The 13941-nt window shown below is 69.0% G+C and carries 20 protein-coding genes and 1 tRNA gene; 20 read left to right on the forward strand and 1 reads right to left on the reverse strand.

What is annotated here, in order from left to right; genetic code table 11:
• Positions 1 to 22 precede the first annotated feature (22 nt).
• From M878_RS77980 to M878_RS78015, 12 genes are all read left to right on the forward strand, one after another.
• A tRNA-Tyr gene (locus M878_RS77980) sits at positions 23 to 96 on the forward strand.
• 1 nt (position 97) lies between these two features.
• Complete coding sequence (locus tag M878_RS93060) at positions 98 to 520, forward strand: group I intron-associated PD-(D/E)XK endonuclease (protein WP_023550822.1); 423 nt, start codon at positions 98 to 100, stop codon at positions 518 to 520.
• 83 nt (positions 521 to 603) lie between these two features.
• A complete protein-coding gene (locus tag M878_RS77985; protein WP_023550823.1) occupies positions 604 to 795 on the forward strand; it encodes a hypothetical protein in 192 nt (63 codons plus the stop codon).
• Complete coding sequence (locus M878_RS77990) at positions 792 to 1331, forward strand: hypothetical protein (protein WP_023550824.1); 540 nt, start codon at positions 792 to 794, stop codon at positions 1329 to 1331. The genes M878_RS77985 and M878_RS77990 overlap by 4 nt, the downstream gene beginning before the upstream one ends.
• A complete protein-coding gene (locus M878_RS77995; protein WP_158692794.1) occupies positions 1328 to 1741 on the forward strand; it encodes an HTH domain-containing protein in 414 nt (137 codons plus the stop codon). The genes M878_RS77990 and M878_RS77995 overlap by 4 nt, the downstream gene beginning before the upstream one ends.
• A 2-nt stretch (positions 1742 to 1743) precedes the next feature.
• Positions 1744 to 2604, forward strand: a complete 861-nt coding sequence (locus M878_RS000000100270) for a hypothetical protein (protein ID WP_245238235.1) — start codon at positions 1744 to 1746, stop codon at positions 2602 to 2604.
• 152 nt (positions 2605 to 2756) lie between these two features.
• Entirely contained in the window at positions 2757 to 3134 is a 378-nt protein-coding gene (locus tag M878_RS78000; protein ID WP_023550827.1) for a hypothetical protein, read from the forward strand.
• 157 nt (positions 3135 to 3291) lie between these two features.
• Complete coding sequence (locus M878_RS78005) at positions 3292 to 3687, forward strand: hypothetical protein (RefSeq protein ID WP_023550828.1); 396 nt, start codon at positions 3292 to 3294, stop codon at positions 3685 to 3687.
• 162 nt (positions 3688 to 3849) lie between these two features.
• Complete coding sequence (locus M878_RS78010; RefSeq protein ID WP_023550829.1) at positions 3850 to 4245, forward strand: hypothetical protein; 396 nt, start codon at positions 3850 to 3852, stop codon at positions 4243 to 4245.
• A 109-nt stretch (positions 4246 to 4354) separates the two neighbouring features.
• Positions 4355 to 5116, forward strand: a complete 762-nt coding sequence (locus tag M878_RS92480) for a hypothetical protein (RefSeq protein ID WP_158692795.1) — start codon at positions 4355 to 4357, stop codon at positions 5114 to 5116.
• A 65-nt stretch (positions 5117 to 5181) separates the two neighbouring features.
• Positions 5182 to 5925 (forward strand): hypothetical protein, encoded by a 744-nt coding sequence (locus M878_RS92485; RefSeq protein ID WP_023550831.1) that lies wholly within the window; start codon positions 5182 to 5184, stop codon positions 5923 to 5925.
• A 117-nt stretch (positions 5926 to 6042) separates the two neighbouring features.
• On the forward strand, positions 6043 to 6357 hold the full coding sequence (locus M878_RS78015) for a hypothetical protein (RefSeq protein WP_023550832.1): 315 nt from the start codon (positions 6043 to 6045) through the stop codon (positions 6355 to 6357).
• A 127-nt stretch (positions 6358 to 6484) separates the two neighbouring features.
• On the opposite strand, the gene M878_RS78020 is transcribed toward M878_RS78015, so the two are convergent.
• Positions 6485 to 6856 carry a hypothetical protein gene (locus tag M878_RS78020; RefSeq protein WP_023550833.1) on the reverse strand — a complete coding sequence of 124 codons (372 nt, stop codon included), beginning with the start codon at positions 6854 to 6856 and terminating at the stop codon, positions 6485 to 6487.
• A 314-nt stretch (positions 6857 to 7170) separates the two neighbouring features.
• Between M878_RS78020 and M878_RS78025 the strand changes: the two genes are divergently transcribed.
• From M878_RS78025 to M878_RS78060, 8 genes are all read left to right on the forward strand, one after another.
• The gene (locus M878_RS78025) at positions 7171 to 7521 is read left to right on the forward strand and encodes an HNH endonuclease signature motif containing protein (protein ID WP_023550834.1); all 351 of its coding nucleotides are present in this window, start codon (positions 7171 to 7173) and stop codon (positions 7519 to 7521) included.
• 287 nt (positions 7522 to 7808) lie between these two features.
• On the forward strand, positions 7809 to 8207 hold the full coding sequence (locus M878_RS78030) for a phage terminase small subunit P27 family (RefSeq protein WP_023550835.1): 399 nt from the start codon (positions 7809 to 7811) through the stop codon (positions 8205 to 8207).
• Positions 8204 to 8407, forward strand: a complete 204-nt coding sequence (locus tag M878_RS78035; protein WP_023550836.1) for a hypothetical protein — start codon at positions 8204 to 8206, stop codon at positions 8405 to 8407. Before M878_RS78030 ends, M878_RS78035 begins: the two co-directional genes overlap by 4 nt.
• Positions 8394 to 9929 carry a terminase large subunit domain-containing protein gene (locus tag M878_RS78040; RefSeq protein WP_023550837.1) on the forward strand — a complete coding sequence of 512 codons (1536 nt, stop codon included), beginning with the start codon at positions 8394 to 8396 and terminating at the stop codon, positions 9927 to 9929. The genes M878_RS78035 and M878_RS78040 overlap by 14 nt, the downstream gene beginning before the upstream one ends.
• An 11-nt stretch (positions 9930 to 9940) precedes the next feature.
• Positions 9941 to 10123, forward strand: a complete 183-nt coding sequence (locus M878_RS78045; protein ID WP_023550838.1) for a hypothetical protein — start codon at positions 9941 to 9943, stop codon at positions 10121 to 10123.
• Positions 10120 to 11391 (forward strand): phage portal protein, encoded by a 1272-nt coding sequence (locus tag M878_RS78050; RefSeq protein ID WP_023550839.1) that lies wholly within the window; start codon positions 10120 to 10122, stop codon positions 11389 to 11391. The genes M878_RS78045 and M878_RS78050 overlap by 4 nt, the downstream gene beginning before the upstream one ends.
• Positions 11392 to 12294: an HK97 family phage prohead protease gene (locus M878_RS78055; protein ID WP_023550840.1), complete on the forward strand. Its 903-nt coding sequence runs from the start codon at positions 11392 to 11394 to the stop codon at positions 12292 to 12294. It begins immediately after the preceding gene.
• Between the two features lie 248 nt (positions 12295 to 12542).
• Positions 12543 to 13913, forward strand: a complete 1371-nt coding sequence (locus tag M878_RS78060) for a phage major capsid protein (RefSeq protein ID WP_023550841.1) — start codon at positions 12543 to 12545, stop codon at positions 13911 to 13913.
• The last annotated feature ends 28 nt before the right edge of the window (positions 13914 to 13941 follow it).

The raw sequence follows: 13941 nt of genomic DNA on the forward strand, positions 1-13941 counted from the left end.
GCCCGCACAACTCAACACACAAGGTGCTGTAGCTCAGTTGGCAGAGCAGGCTCACTTATAAGGGTCGTGTCGCAGGTTCGAGTCCTGTCAGCACTACGTGGAGAAGAAACTCAGTCCCAAGGCGCGAGGCGAGCTGACCGAGGCCATAGTCCTCGCCAAGCTGATCGAGTACGGCTACTCGGTCTCGATGCCGTTCGGCGACAACCGTCGCTACGACATGATCGTGGACGACGGCCGCCAGTTGCACCGCGTCCAGGTGAAGACGGCGCGAGACGGCCGCAACGCCGGAACCATCGAGTTCAACACGGTGAGCGTCCACCCGATCTCCGGCCGTAAGACCCGGTACGACGGCCAAATCGAGGCGTTCGTCGCCTACCACCCTGGCAATCACGCCTTCTATTGGGCCCCCGCCGCTGTGTGCACGGGCAACGTGTTCCGACTCCGCACCGCTCCGGCGAAGAACAACCAGGTCTACGGCACCTGGCTGGCGGAGCCGTACCTGCTTCGCCCCGTCACCTGACCCACAGACCGCCCAGCGGCAGGAGACGCGACCTGCGCCTGCGCATCGGCTCGCTTCCCGCCGCCAGGCCCCGGGAGCCCGCCATGAGCGACACCACCTGTCACCACGTCATCGCCCACTGGGTCACCGACGAAGACCAGCAGCAGATCAACGAGGCCATCGCGTACGCCCGGCAGATCGGCGACCTGGAGGCCCTGCCTTTGCTGCTGGCCCGTCTCACCCAGCCCTGCGACGCGCGCGACGCATACCGCGCGCAGAAGGAACAAGGAGCATGAGCATCGACACCGCCGGCATCCCCGCCGGCCCCGTGCAGACCGGCCCCGTCGACTTCCACCCACGCGAGGAGCAGATCGCCATCCTGCGGGACGTCCTCAACGCGGCCGGTGTCGAGTTGGGCGCGTACGACACCACGATCGTGGACTGGCTGGCTATGTGGGACTGGTCGACGTTCGCTGTCGTCGCCTCCTGGGTGGCGCGGGCCGCGCAGACCCGCGAGCCGGCCCCGGCCGTCGCCCTGCCGTCCCGGTTCGACGCGACCCCGGCCGAGGTCGACCAGCACCTGCGCCGCATCATCGCCGAGGACGTGTACCTGCGGTACCAGCAGACCATCGGCGCCCGGGCCGTCGCCGAGGCTGTGAAGGACGTGCGCCTGGAGGTCGCCGCTCCGGACGCACCGGACGCCCACCAGTGGCGCGCGGTAGCCGACTACCTCGACCCCGACAAGGGCGGCAACCCGTACCCGTCACAGCTCCGTAAGGACGCCGATGCGACGGCGCGCGCCACAAGCGACAGCGTGCGAGCGGACCAGTGAGCCAGCCGCCCGCCATGACCGTCGCCGTACGGCGCACGCGCGTGCACCAGCTCATCACGGACGATCCGACACTGAGCGCCAGGAACATCGCAGCTCAGGTCGGGGTCAGCAAGGACACCGTCCTCCGCGACCTCGACGCGATCCGCCAGGCCCAGAGCCAGACCGCGCTGAAACCGACCGCCGATGAGCCGGAGACCGCGCCGGATGCGCCGGACGCCGCTGCCGGTGATGCGACAGGCAACCGCCTCGTTCTGATCATCGACGAGCCGCTGCGCCAGGCCCTCGCCGTACTGCGCGCCAAGGTCGGCGCCCCCGACACCCCGAAGCAGAACGAGGCCGCCGCGCGCGCCGCGATCCGCGCCCTGGCGGACACCGTCCTCGAAGCCCAGCAGTACGCGCGGGACCGGTGAGCATGCCCGCTATACCGACGCCCCCGGGCCTGTGGCGGGCCTTGGCCCGGGACGCTGTCCTGAACCCGGAGGAACGCGCCGCGCGCGACGCTGTCCGCGCGGTGTGGGCGCACCTGGCGCCGCCCGCCACTGTGCCGCCGCGAGCAGGCCGGCCGCTGACGGAGCGGTTGCAGCCGTACCAGTTGCTCATCGACCTCGCAGGCTGGAAGTTCCGCAGCGTGGCGACCGAGGAACGGGCGGGCGCCGAGGGGCTCGGCCCGAACGGGGCCGCCGTCATGGTGACCGTCACAATCGGCCGCCCGGTGAGGGCGTACGTGCTGCGCCCCTCGGCGAAGCGATCGCCCCACTGGCTGGCCACCAGCCCGACGGCCGTCGGACACTTCATCGAGCACGGCCAACTCCCGGCTAAGGCCAAGCGCCACCGTCCCGATTCGAAGTGCCGGTGTGGGAAGAAGGGCCGGTTTCCCAGTGAAGCCTGGGCGCAGAAGGCCTTGGTCAACATCTTGATCAACAAGGAGTTGCGGCAGAAGCGCCATGCGACTGAGCGACGCGTCTACAGGTGCCCCGGCGACGACCGCGTCTGGCACCAGCCGGATGAAGTGGTACCGCGCGACGGGACCGAAACCCACCAAGCAAGGAAGGATGACCCCATGACCACTGAACGAGTCAACGTCCGAGTGTTGCTGCTGTTCGGCGACCAGGCCGAGATCACGACCCCGTATCGCGACCACATGGATCCGGAGCGCGTGCCGGTCGCGCGGCTGGTCCGGGAGACCGGCGTCCAGCGTGACGAACTTGTGGGTGCCGAGCTGGTGGCCGTTGTTGGGGATGAGGGGGAACTGGTGCGGTTCGAGCGCGCTTGATCAGGTGGGGGACGGCTTGCGTCGTCCCCTTTTCCGATCCCGAAGGTGTTGCATTCTTAGAAGTTGCTGCTGTATTCTTAGAAGTGTCAGGGAGGGGGTGAGAGCCCGAACTGACACCCAGTTGAAAACTCAACAGAGGAAGGACAGTCACCATGGCTGACCGCGAAGAGACCGAGATCATGCGGGCTCTGGCCCACTCGATCTCGGTGGTCTACTCGATCCTGGTGGACGTTTGCGCGGCACTCCCCGTGCCGATCGGTCTCCCGACCGACCGCCACATCCCCGCAACCGACGCGGTCCCCGCAATCCAGCGGGTGGCCGCACTCGCCAAGGACCAGCCGATGGGCGAGACCCAGGAAGCGCAGCTGTTCACCGGCTGCATCCACCTCCTGGCCGCCATCGACCTCTACGCACTGTGTGTGACGAGGTTCGAGGAGACCCGGGCTGAAGGGGCGGGCGCGAACCTCGTCTATGCCGACGAGGCTCTGAAGAGCCTCGCCCTCTGGCTCGTGATCAACGAGGCCGACTGATCCACGCCGCCCCCCGGCCGCCAGCCGGGGGGCTTTCCTCGTTCCACACCCCTGGGTGTTGCAATTATAGAAGCAAGTGCTGTAAAGTTAGAGATGTCAGGACGGGGGGTGAGAGCCCCGGACCTGATCCAGTTGAAAATTCCAGAGAGGAGAAGTCGTGGCAGATCACGACAGCAGGGAGCGGTTCCTTGCGCTCGGCGAGGCCGTCATCGGGGCGTATGCGTACATCGCGTCGCTCCTGGAGGACCTCCCGATCCCCGTCATCATCCCGGACATCGTCCAGGTGGCCGAGGAAGGCGGGGACCTGGCGGACGTCCTCCTTGCACTCAACCGGGTGCGGGCGGTCGTAGAGGATGAGCCGATCTCGGAGTACCACCGGAGGGCCTTCGAGCACATGTTGCTCGATTGGTTCGCCGCCTACGAGATCATCACCCTCGTGCGGGTCGCTGGTCCCGCGCCCTGGCGGCTCGACGTGGTCGAGTTCGCACTCAACCGGCTCGTTACCTGGGCCGAAGTGATCGAGAACGACGAGCAGGACGACGACGAGTCGTAATGCGCCCGCCCGCCCCGGCCGCCAGCCGGGGCGGGCGCCCCTCTCCTCCCGGAGCTTCGCCCCCAAGAACACAACGGGGGCCGACGCCGTATCCCCAGCACGCTGGGGGTGAGAGAGCGCCGGCCCCACCAGTTGAAAACTCCGCAAAGGAGATTCCCCACCATGGTAGACCGACCCCGCCTGATCGCTCCCGAAATCGCCGAACAGTACGGCGTAAGTATCCACACCGTCACCAAGACCTGGGCGCAGCATCCCGCCTGGCCCGACCACGTCGACAAGCGCGGCCGCTACAAGGAGTACGCGGCCCGGGACATCGCCGACTTCGTCCGCGACCACGTCGAGCGCCAGGCCGTCACCCTGGAGCCCCGTCGCCTCTACACCGCCCAGCAGCTGGAGGACGCCGGGATCGGCATCAAGGCCGGAACGATCCGCGCCGACCTGACTCGGGGCCGCTGGCCCAAACCCGACGACACCGAGGGTGGCGCCAACCGCTGGTTCGGCGCCACCGCCACGCAGGCGCTCGCCACGCGCCGTGGCTACCGGAAGGCTGACAGCTGACCCACCAGGGCAGTGGAAGCGGACGCGGGAACGGCTGTTCAGGTTGCCTGATCGCCCATCTTTTACCCGCGAACCGTGCAACCGTGGGACTCCTGCGCAAGTCCTTCACATGTACTCCACTGAACTCGGGGGGATTATGAGATCGCGGAACCCACAACCCCACCAGCCCAGTTGGGCCGCCCCGCAGCGACCCGGCGACGACACGGTAGTCGTCCAGCCGCCACGGAAGCGCAAGGTCGGCAAGTTCGTCGGCTTCGGCTGCCTCGTGCCCGTCGCCATCTTCTTCCTGCTCGCCGCCATCGGAGCGGCGATGGGCGGCGGCAACAAGTCCAGCAACGCCGGCGCCTCGACGAGCCCCAGCCCGACGAAGACCAGCGCCGCGCCCACCCAGGCCGCCAAGACCACGGCACCGGCGAAGCCCACCCCGGCCGCCAAGACCGCCGCGCCCGTACAGGCCAGCGCCACCATCTCGCCCACGCCAAAGCAGGCCAGCGCGGACGCCCGCAAGAAGGCCGCGGCGATCCTGGAGAAGGAAGACCAGGACTTCCGCGACTTCCTCGCCAAGGGCGAGGACGTGGTCGGCACGCCGCAGTACACATCCTGGTACAACAAGGCTGTCGTCGGCCTGGACATGCAGCAGAACGCGTTCAAGAAGGCCGACGCCTACTTCACCGCGGACAACGAACCGACGGATCTACTGGAAGCCTGGCGGGCTGACAACGGAGACGGCAACGCGGCGATCACTCAATTCGGTTCGGACGGACTCAGCCCCGACGCCCCCGATGCAGCCACGCGCAAGGACGCGTCCGACTGCCTTGCGGCACTCGCGAAGGCCGACAAGGACGCCGAGAAGATCGCGAAAGGGAGCTGAGCAGCGGGTCGGTGCGAGCGGGCACACTGGATGCATCAACCCCACATGCACCACCGGAGGCCCGTGTGTCCGAGAGCCCCGACCTCGCCGACTACGAATGGCCCGCCTGTCTCGCCTGCCATCAGGACCTCTGGGAGGACGAGACAGGCCGATACGCCTGCCGCCCCTGCGAGAACCGCACCCACCAGCGGCTCACCGAACTCCCTGGCCTGTTCGCCCGCCTCCACACCACCGCGCAGCTCATGCGCGGAGCCCGCCCGGCCGGCGCGGGCACGTCCGGCTCCCCGACGCCGGCCATCCCGCCTCGAATCGACGTCCTCAACCTGGCGAGCGCCGGGGGAGTCGCCACCCGCCTCCAGGCGATCGAGGACGCCTGGCGAAAGGCGTTCGGCCGCCGCATCGAGCCTGCCAGCGATGGCGTACGCATCTTCGCCCCCTGGCGCACCACGCCGGGCCGCGCCGTCGCCGGTCAGATCGAGTTCTTGATCATCAACTTGCAGCGGGCCTGCGAGACGTACGAATCGATCGACCAGGACATCGAGGAGATCCGCCGCATCCACGCGGAGTGCAGCAACGCCCTCAACCCGAACCAGCGCCCCGGCCGCGTCAAGATCGGCGTGTGCCCCGTCGTCCTGGACGACGAGAACGAGCTGCGCTGCGCCGCACAGCTCACCGCCTCCACCAGCAGCTTCACCGTGCGCTGCCCAAACTGCCAGACCACCTGGGACGGAAACGAGGAGTGGAAGGCGCTCCACCGCGCCCAGCGCGAAGCACTCCTGCCGACGGCCGGACTCACCACAGCCGCGTGAAGCAGCAAGCCACACCCCTTGACAATCCGGGAACAGGTTGCCGAGTGATCCACCGATTCTGTAATCTCCAAATCGTTCACTGGAACACGTGACCCAAGAACCCTGAAGACCCTCACCGTGACCGCACCGGTGAGGGTCTTCGCGTACCTGCGGGGAGGTGCCATGGTCGCCTTCCCGAACCCGGACGGCATCGACGTCTACGGCGCCCAGCTCGCCGACGGCGACCAGCTCGGCGACCTCTGGGAAGCGGCCCGCGCCGCCGGAGTGAAGCCCAACACGATCCGCGTCTGGATGACCCGCAAGAAGATCGAACCGGTGCTACCCGACAGCGAGGCAGGCCCCTTGTTCCACCTGCCCACCGTCATCGCAGCGTCGAAGGTTCGCCCCGGCCGCCCAAGCACCGCCGCCTCTTATGACCTGGGGGGTCCATGAGACGAGGCGTCCGAGGGCGCGGGTGCAGGCGGAGCGGTAGTTGGCGGTCGGGGCGGTGATTCCCGCCGTGAGCAGGTACCAGTTACGTGACAGTGCGCTACGCAGAGCAGGGCTTTCTCGTCTCGGCTCAGCACACGTCGGGCTTATCGCATTCGAACCACACCGAATGCGCGGTGGGCTCGTAGTCTGGCGTGTTCCACCCGGTGCCCCGCCCGGGCTTTCCCGCAGCGGCGACAACCAACTGCTGGTGGCAGTCGCTGGTTGCATAGATGTGCGCCGTCTTGTCCGTCCCGTTGGTGCCGCTCTTGGCGCCCCAGATCACCAGGGGGATGCACTTGTCTGTCGGTACGTTGCGCAGGCCGATGGGCACGTCTTTACCGCTCATGTAGATGAAGTCGCCGTGGGCGACTCCCGCAGCTGCGGCCGTCGATGCCCCTGCCGTGACGGCCAAGAGCGCGGCGATGGGCAGGATGAACAAGGTGGTGATGCGATGGGACACGGGTCCTCCCCCGTTGCTGTCGTACCTTCAGTGAGCTGTGCACATCCAGTCGCTCCGCGCTGACGCACGAGCCACGCTCCAGGTGACGCGCACGCTCAAATAGTGACTAAGGAGCCGAGGGGCGCAGTAAGGGCGAAACTCGCCAAAACTGACGTAGACGACCCGCCAGTCCAGTGCTGGCACACAGAGCCCGGCCCCCCGTGTCACTGAACATCTGCCCACAGCCCGAACGCTCCGCCGTCGGCGGCCGGCGCATCCACCCCGCCGAATGACCCGGTGACCTGGACTTCGCAGCACTATCACGGAGGACGACCATGGCACGCCGACGCCAACGTCCCTGCCTGGTATGCGGCACGCTCACACGCAACGCCTCGCGCTGCGACGTCCACCAGGCCGAGTGGCAGAAACGCCAGGACCAGATCCGAGGAAGCGCACACCAACGCGGCTACGACACAGCCTGGCGCAAGACGGCAGCCGCAGCCGTAACCCAGCACCGCGCCCAGTACGGTAACTGGTGCCCCGGCTGGCAGGTGCCAGCCCACGCAGCCACCGACCTCACCGCCGACCACCGCGTGCCCAAAGCACACGGCGGCACCGACGACCCCACCAACATTCAGATCCTGTGCCGCTCCTGCAACAGCAGGAAGCACAACCGCACAGCGTGAACAGGAAAATCCCGCGCGCGCACCGCGTGACCCCTACGCCCCCATCGCTACAGCGAGTCACCGCGCCAGCGGTACACGTCGCATACCGGGGGGTGGGTAAATCTCGCGCGCGTGATCGTCTTCGGACCCGGCCCCCAATCCCCCACACGCCGACGCGAAATTGAGCCGGTTTTTGATCACCAGGGATTTTGGGGGTGGTCGCGATGCCCGCTGGACGGCCGCCGACGCCCACGGAACGTAAGCGCCGCACGGGAAATCCGGGGAAGCGCCCCCTGCCGGAGCCGGTCGTGCAACTCGCGGCGGTCGCGAGCATTCCGGCGGCGCCGGCGACGCTCGGCGAGACGGGCCGGTCGGTGTGGGAGCGGGTCTGGACGGCCGGGCAGGTGTGGCTGTCGCCGACGACGGACCTGGACGTGCTGACCCGGCTGTGCGAGGCGCACGACGAGCGCGAGGCGATGCGGGACCAGGTGGCCCAGGACGGCTACATGGTGGCGGGCTCGATGGGGCAGATGCGCGCGCACCCGTTGCTGTCGGAGATCCGGGCGATCGAGGCGCAGATCACGAAGTACGAGTCGCTATGCGGTTTCACGCCGACCGACCGGGCCCGACTGGGCTATGCGGAGGTCAAGCGGGCCTCGAAGCTCGACGAGCTGATCGCCCGACGGCAGCAGAGGGGGGCGGGATGATCGAGATCGAGGACCTGAAGCGCGTCCGAGTTGAGCCGGGGGACATCTTCGTCCTGGAGGTCGACGAGCCGCTGACGCGCGCGGTCGCCCACGAGTTGGCCGAGCGGTGGCGCGAAGCGGTTGGCCCGGACGCTCCGCTCATCATCGTGCCGAAAGGCCTCACGCTGTACCGCCGCGCGGTCGACGATGGCTCCGCGTAGGTCGTCGTCCTGGCCGCCGCGGTTCCTGACGCCGGTCCCGGCCGCCGACGTCCGCCGCGGCGACGGCGAGCAGGTCGCCGAGTTCATCGAGACGCTGTGCACGGTCACCCGGGACACCTTCGCCGGGCCGTCCGGGTCGCCGCTGGTCCTGCGGGACTGGCAGCGCACGCTCCTGGGCCACGTCTTCGCCCGGCGCAAGGATGGCCGCCGCCGGCACCGCGTCGCGCTGGTCGGCGAGCCCAGGAAGAACGGCAAGTCCGGGCTCGCCGCCGGGGTGGCTCTGGACGGCCTGTTCGAGTGCGCGGGCGCCGAGGTCTACAGCTGCGCCGGCGACCGCGAACAGGCCCGGATCGTCTTCGGCGACGCCCGCCGGATGGTGGAGAACAGCCCGGACCTGGCCGAGGCCTGCAAGGTCTACCGGGACGCCATCGAGGTGATCGGTACGGGCTCGGTGTACCGCTGCCTGAGCGCCGAGGCCTTCACCAAGGAAGGCCTGTCGCCGACCCGGGTCGTCTTCGACGAGCTTCACGTCCAGCCGAACGACGAGCTGTTCAACGTCATGGCACTCGCGGCCGGCGCGCGGATCGACCCGATGCTGTTCGCCATCACGACCGCCGGGGTGAAGACCGACTCGACGGGCCGGGACAGCGTCTGTTACCGCCTGTTCCAGTACGGGCAGCGCCTCGCCTCCGGCGAGGAGACCGACCCCAGCTTCTTCATGGCCTGGTGGGGCGCTCCGGACGACGCCAACCACCGTGACCCGAAAGTATGGGCCGCGGCGAACCCGGCCTACGGCGATCTGATCGACCCGGAGGACTTCGAGGCCGCCGTCCGGCGCACTCCCGAAGCGGAGTACCGCACGAAGCGGCTGAACCAGTGGGTCAACACGGCCGCCGCGTGGCTTCCGGCCGGCGCGTGGGAGGCCTGCCAGGACCAGGCGGTGACCATCGGGCCCGGCGCGGAAGTCTGTCTCGGCTTCGACGGCAGCTTCAACGGCGACTCGACGGCCCTGGTGGTCGTGTCCTGCCCGCAGGGCGACGGCGAGCTGCCGCACGTGGACGTCGTCGAGGCCTGGGAGCGGCCGCCGGAGGCCGATCAGGGCTGGACGGTGCCCATCGTCGACGTCGAGAACGCCGTACGGGCCGCCTGCCGCCGCTGGCAGGTCCGGGAGATCGTGTGCGACCCCTACCGGTGGGCTCGCACGTACCAGGTCCTCGAAGACGAGGGCCTGCCGATCGTCGAGTTCCCCCAGTCGCCCGCGCGGATGATCCCAGCCACCACGCGCTTCTACGAGGCCACGGTGAACCAGCAGCTGACCCACTCCGGTGACCCGCGGCTGGCCCGCCACCTCGCGAACTGTGTGATCAAGACCGACTCGCGCGGCTCCCGGCTGTCAAAGGACTCGAAGGGCAGCCCACGGCGCATCGACCTGGCGGTGGCCGCCGTGATGGCGCTGGAACGCGCGCTTCAAGACCCCGAGCGCCCGCCTGAGCCGCAGTTCTGGAGCTGGGCCGACCTGTGAGGAGGTGCCGGATGCGCCTGCCGAAGCTGCCGAAGCCCCGGATCCCGCGGATTCCCCGTAGCGCGGCGTCGGACATCGTCGACGTGGCCGGCCTGGGCTGCCTGGACGGCGCGGCGTGGTGGTGGCAGCCGATCGTCGGCCTGGTCGTGCTCGGCCTGGTGCTGCTGCTGATCGGGTGGGTGATGGGCGAATGAGCCTGACCCGCCGCGCGGTCGCCCGCCGCCCTGAGAAGCGGTTCTACGCCCCGTCTGGCGCTGGTGACCCGTGGGCGATCCCGTCGAACGGCTCGTTGGCTGCCTACACGCCGGCCGGTGTGCCGGTGACCGAGGACTCTGCGATGCAGCTGCTCGCGGTCGCCGCGTGCGTGCGGATCTTGTCCAACGTCGTGGCGAACCTGCCGTTCGACGCGGTGCGGATGCAGGGGGCTCTGCGTAAGACGCTGGAGCCGCCGCCGACGATCGTTGCGGACCCGTTCGGGGGCGCGAACAACTCCGCGTACCCCACGAAGCGGGTCGGCTTCAACCAGCTGATGGTGTCGCTGCTGCTCCGCGGCAACGGCTACGGCCTGATCCTCTCTCGGGACTACCTGGGGCGGCCGACACGGCTGATGGTGCTTCACCCGGACCGCGTGCGGTGCACGTGGGACCCCGAGGGCTCCGGCCAGCGGGTGTACCAGATCAACCGGCAACGGGTCGACGCCGAGGACATCGTGCACCTGATGGGCATGAGCTACCCGGAGTCGGCGACAGGGATGAGCGTCCTGACCTACGCCCGGAACGCAATCGCGCTGGGTTTGGCGGCCGAGGAGTTCGGCAGCCGCTTCTTCGGCCAGGGCGCGCACATGACCGGTATCGTGCAGGTGCCTGGCGACCTCGACAAGGAGAGGGCCCGCCAGCTCAAAGAGAGCTTCACGGCGAGCCACGGCGGCCTACAGAACAGCCACACCGTGGGCATCCTGTCCGGTGGCGCCGAGTGGCGGCCGATCTCGGTCTCCCCGGAGGACGCACAGTTCCTCGGGACGAGGCAGGCCCAAAACTTGGATGTGGCGATGCTGTTCGGAGTGCCGCCGCACATGCTCGGCCAGGTCGACCGAACCACCAGCTGGGGAACCGGGATCGAGCAGCAGTCCCTCGGGTTCCTGCGGTACACAGTGTCCGACTGGACCGGGTGCTTCGAGGACGCCTGGAGTGCGATGTTGCCGCGGCCTCAGGTCGCACGCTTCAACGTCGACGCCTTGTTGAGGACCGACACCGCGGGCCGGTACGCGGTCTACACGCAGGCCCGCAACGCCGCGCTGATGACGATCGACGAGATCCGCGCGCTGGAGAACCTCGGTCCGCTGCCGGACGGCAAGGGCGCCGACCCGTACGCGCCGCTCAACTCGGCGCACACCGACACCCCGACCGAGGACCCGGGCGCCCATTCCGCCAAGAGCGACGCCGAGTCAGGACAGGAGCCGTAGATGAAGGGCATCCTCAGCCAGCACGAACAGCGGTTCCTCGACGGCGTCGACCAGGCGGCCCGCGCGCTGTACCTGGACGCCGTCAAGGTCCACGCCCTCGACATGCCGTTCCAGGGCGTGGAGATCCGCGAGAAGCCGGACGGTACCGGCGGGACCCGGCTGCTGTTCAGCGGGTACGCCAGCGTGACGGAGCAGGCCTACGAGATGCAGGACTGGCTCGGCCCGTTCCAGGAAGTCGTCCGCGCCGGCGCCTTCAAGAAGACGCTCAGCGAATCGCCCGACGTGGCCTTCCTCCTGAACCATGGCGGCCCGACGATGGCCCGTACGAAGCCGGGCACGCTGCGGCTATCGGAGGACGACACGGGGCTGTACAGCGAGGCGGACCTCGATCCGGCCCGGCCGGACGTGCAGATCGTTCGTTCCGGCATCGAGGGCGGCGAGCTCGACGAGATGTCGTTCGCTTTCTGGGTGACGCGCCAGCAGTGGAGCCCGGACTACGAGCAGCGGGACATCCTCGAAGTCGCCATCGATCACGGGGACGTGTCGATCGTCAACTACGGGGCGAACCCGCACACCGGCGGGACGGTCGACCTGCGGGCGCGCCAGGCCGCGAACCTCGCGCGCAGCGGCTTCCCGGCCCTGGCGATGGAACGCGCGCGCCAGCTGCGCGCCGATGGCACCTCGCCCGAGGTCGCCAAGACCCTCGCCCAGGTCCTCCAGCTGGTCTCCGCAGCGGACGGCGCGGTCGACGTCGCTCAGCCGCTCCTGGCCGAGGTCCTCGGCGTCCCGAATCCGGACGAGGTCCTCGACCAGGCCGGAGAGACCTCGGAGGCCGCGGAGCAGGAGCAAGAGAGCGCGAACGCCGAGCTGTACGACTTCCGGCGCCGCCTGCTGGCTCTGTAGGGCCGCACACCAGACCGGCGGCGGCGCGGAAGCGCCGATGCAGCGTCCGGACGGCGCAGGGGTGCGCACCCTGCCCGCGCCGCCGCCTCCACAGACCACCCGGAGCCGCACAGCGGCGCCCGGGTCTTTCGCCTGCCCGGCCACGCGCCGGAGCCCGCGCCGGACCCCACGCATCGAGGGGCACCACCCGGGCCACCACCCGTCACGACGGCAGGCACGCCACCCCAACGAACAGAGAAGAGGCCCCCGTGAACAAGCGGGCAATCATCCAGGGCCTCCAGGAGCAGCGTGCCGAGCTGAGGAAGAACCTCGACGGCATCCTGGAGACCGTCCACACCGAGAAGCGCAGCGCGCTGACCGAGGACGAGAAGACCAAGTTCGACACCGGTGAGGCCGAGATCCGCGCGATCGACGAGCGGATCGCCGAGCTGGACGCGCAGATCGTCGCCGACGACAAGGCGGCCGAGGTCGCCAAGCGATACGCCCCGGCAGTGCCGGAGCAGCGCCGCGCCGCGCTCGGTACCGAGGTGACCGAGCCCGAGGTCTACCGCTCCGGCATGGGCGGACGGTCCTACTTCAAGGACCTGTGGCTGGCCCGGCAGAAGGGCGACCGGGAAGCCGTCGAGCGGCTGCGCCGCAACGACAAGATGGTGGCCGAGAAGCGCGCCATCTCTACCACGAACGGCGCCGGCGGCGAGTTCGTGCCGCCCCTCTGGCTTGAGGAGGAGTGGGTCAAGTACGTCCGTCCGGGCCGCATCACCGCGAACCTGTGCGTCCAGGGCGACGTCCCGCCGGGCACCGACTCGATCAACATCCCGAAGATGCTGACCGGTACCGCCGTCGCGCCGATGAACGGCCAGAACACTGGTATCCAGCAGACCGACCTCACGACAGGCTCGATCTCCAGCTCGGTGGTCACCATCGCCGGCGGCCAGACGGTCAGCCTCCAGTTGATCGAGCAGTCGCCGCTGAACATCGACGACCTGGTCCTCGCGGACCTGGCCGCCGACTATGCGGCGAAGTGGGACCTCCAGGTTCTCTCTGGCAGCGGCTCCAGTGGCCAGGTGACCGGCATGCTCACGCTGGCTGGCACCACCGCAGTGACGTGGACCCAGGCCACCCCGGCTCTGGGCGGCGCTGGCGGCCTCTACGCCAAGGTCGCGAGCGCGATCCAGTCGATCCACACCGCGCGCTTCCTGCCGCCGACGCACATCGTCATGCACCCCCGGCGGTGGGCGTGGGCCGAGTCCCAGTCCGACTCCAACGGCCGCCCCCTGGTCGTCCCTGAGTCGGGCGGCCCGTTCAACGTGGCGGCGAACCTGGACGACCAGGTGTCCCAGGGCATGGTCGGTCGCATGCTGGGCCTGCCCGTCTTCGTGGACGCGCAGATCCCGGTCAACCTTGGCGCGGGCACCAACCAGGACGTCGTGATCGTCGCCCGCATGTCCGACATCTACGCGTGGGAGGGCTCGCCGAGGGCGGAGACCTTCGAGCAGACCTACGCCGGCAACATGTCGGTCCTGTGCCGCCTGTACAACTACGCCAGCTTCCAGGCCGGTCGGTACACGCAGGCGATCGCCACCATCACCGGCACCGGCGCCGTCACGCCGACCTTCTGACCCCCAGCCGTGCCCAGCTGACGACTCC

It is taken from the genome of Streptomyces roseochromogenus subsp. oscitans DS 12.976, assembly GCF_000497445.1.
In the GTDB taxonomy this organism is placed as follows: Bacteria; Actinomycetota; Actinomycetes; order Streptomycetales; family Streptomycetaceae; genus Streptomyces; species Streptomyces oscitans.

Excerpts from the sequence above, each read along its gene's own strand:
- M878_RS77985 (WP_023550823.1), top strand. The coding sequence starts at position 604 with ATGAGCGACACCACCTGTCACCACGTCATCGCCCACTGGGTCACCGAC.
- M878_RS77990 (WP_023550824.1), top strand. The coding sequence starts at position 792 with ATGAGCATCGACACCGCCGGCATCCCCGCCGGCCCCGTGCAGACCGGC.
- M878_RS000000100270 (WP_245238235.1), top strand. The coding sequence starts at position 1,744 with ATGCCCGCTATACCGACGCCCCCGGGCCTGTGGCGGGCCTTGGCCCGG.
- M878_RS78000 (WP_023550827.1), top strand. The coding sequence starts at position 2,757 with ATGGCTGACCGCGAAGAGACCGAGATCATGCGGGCTCTGGCCCACTCG.
- M878_RS78010 (WP_023550829.1), top strand. The coding sequence starts at position 3,850 with ATGGTAGACCGACCCCGCCTGATCGCTCCCGAAATCGCCGAACAGTAC.
- M878_RS92480 (WP_158692795.1), top strand. The coding sequence starts at position 4,355 with ATGTACTCCACTGAACTCGGGGGGATTATGAGATCGCGGAACCCACAA.
- M878_RS78025 (WP_023550834.1), top strand. The coding sequence starts at position 7,171 with ATGGCACGCCGACGCCAACGTCCCTGCCTGGTATGCGGCACGCTCACA.
- M878_RS78035 (WP_023550836.1), top strand. The coding sequence starts at position 8,204 with ATGATCGAGATCGAGGACCTGAAGCGCGTCCGAGTTGAGCCGGGGGAC.
- M878_RS78040 (WP_023550837.1), top strand. The coding sequence starts at position 8,394 with ATGGCTCCGCGTAGGTCGTCGTCCTGGCCGCCGCGGTTCCTGACGCCG.
- M878_RS78045 (WP_023550838.1), top strand. The coding sequence starts at position 9,941 with ATGCGCCTGCCGAAGCTGCCGAAGCCCCGGATCCCGCGGATTCCCCGT.
- M878_RS78050 (WP_023550839.1), top strand. The coding sequence starts at position 10,120 with ATGAGCCTGACCCGCCGCGCGGTCGCCCGCCGCCCTGAGAAGCGGTTC.
- M878_RS78055 (WP_023550840.1), top strand. The coding sequence starts at position 11,392 with ATGAAGGGCATCCTCAGCCAGCACGAACAGCGGTTCCTCGACGGCGTC.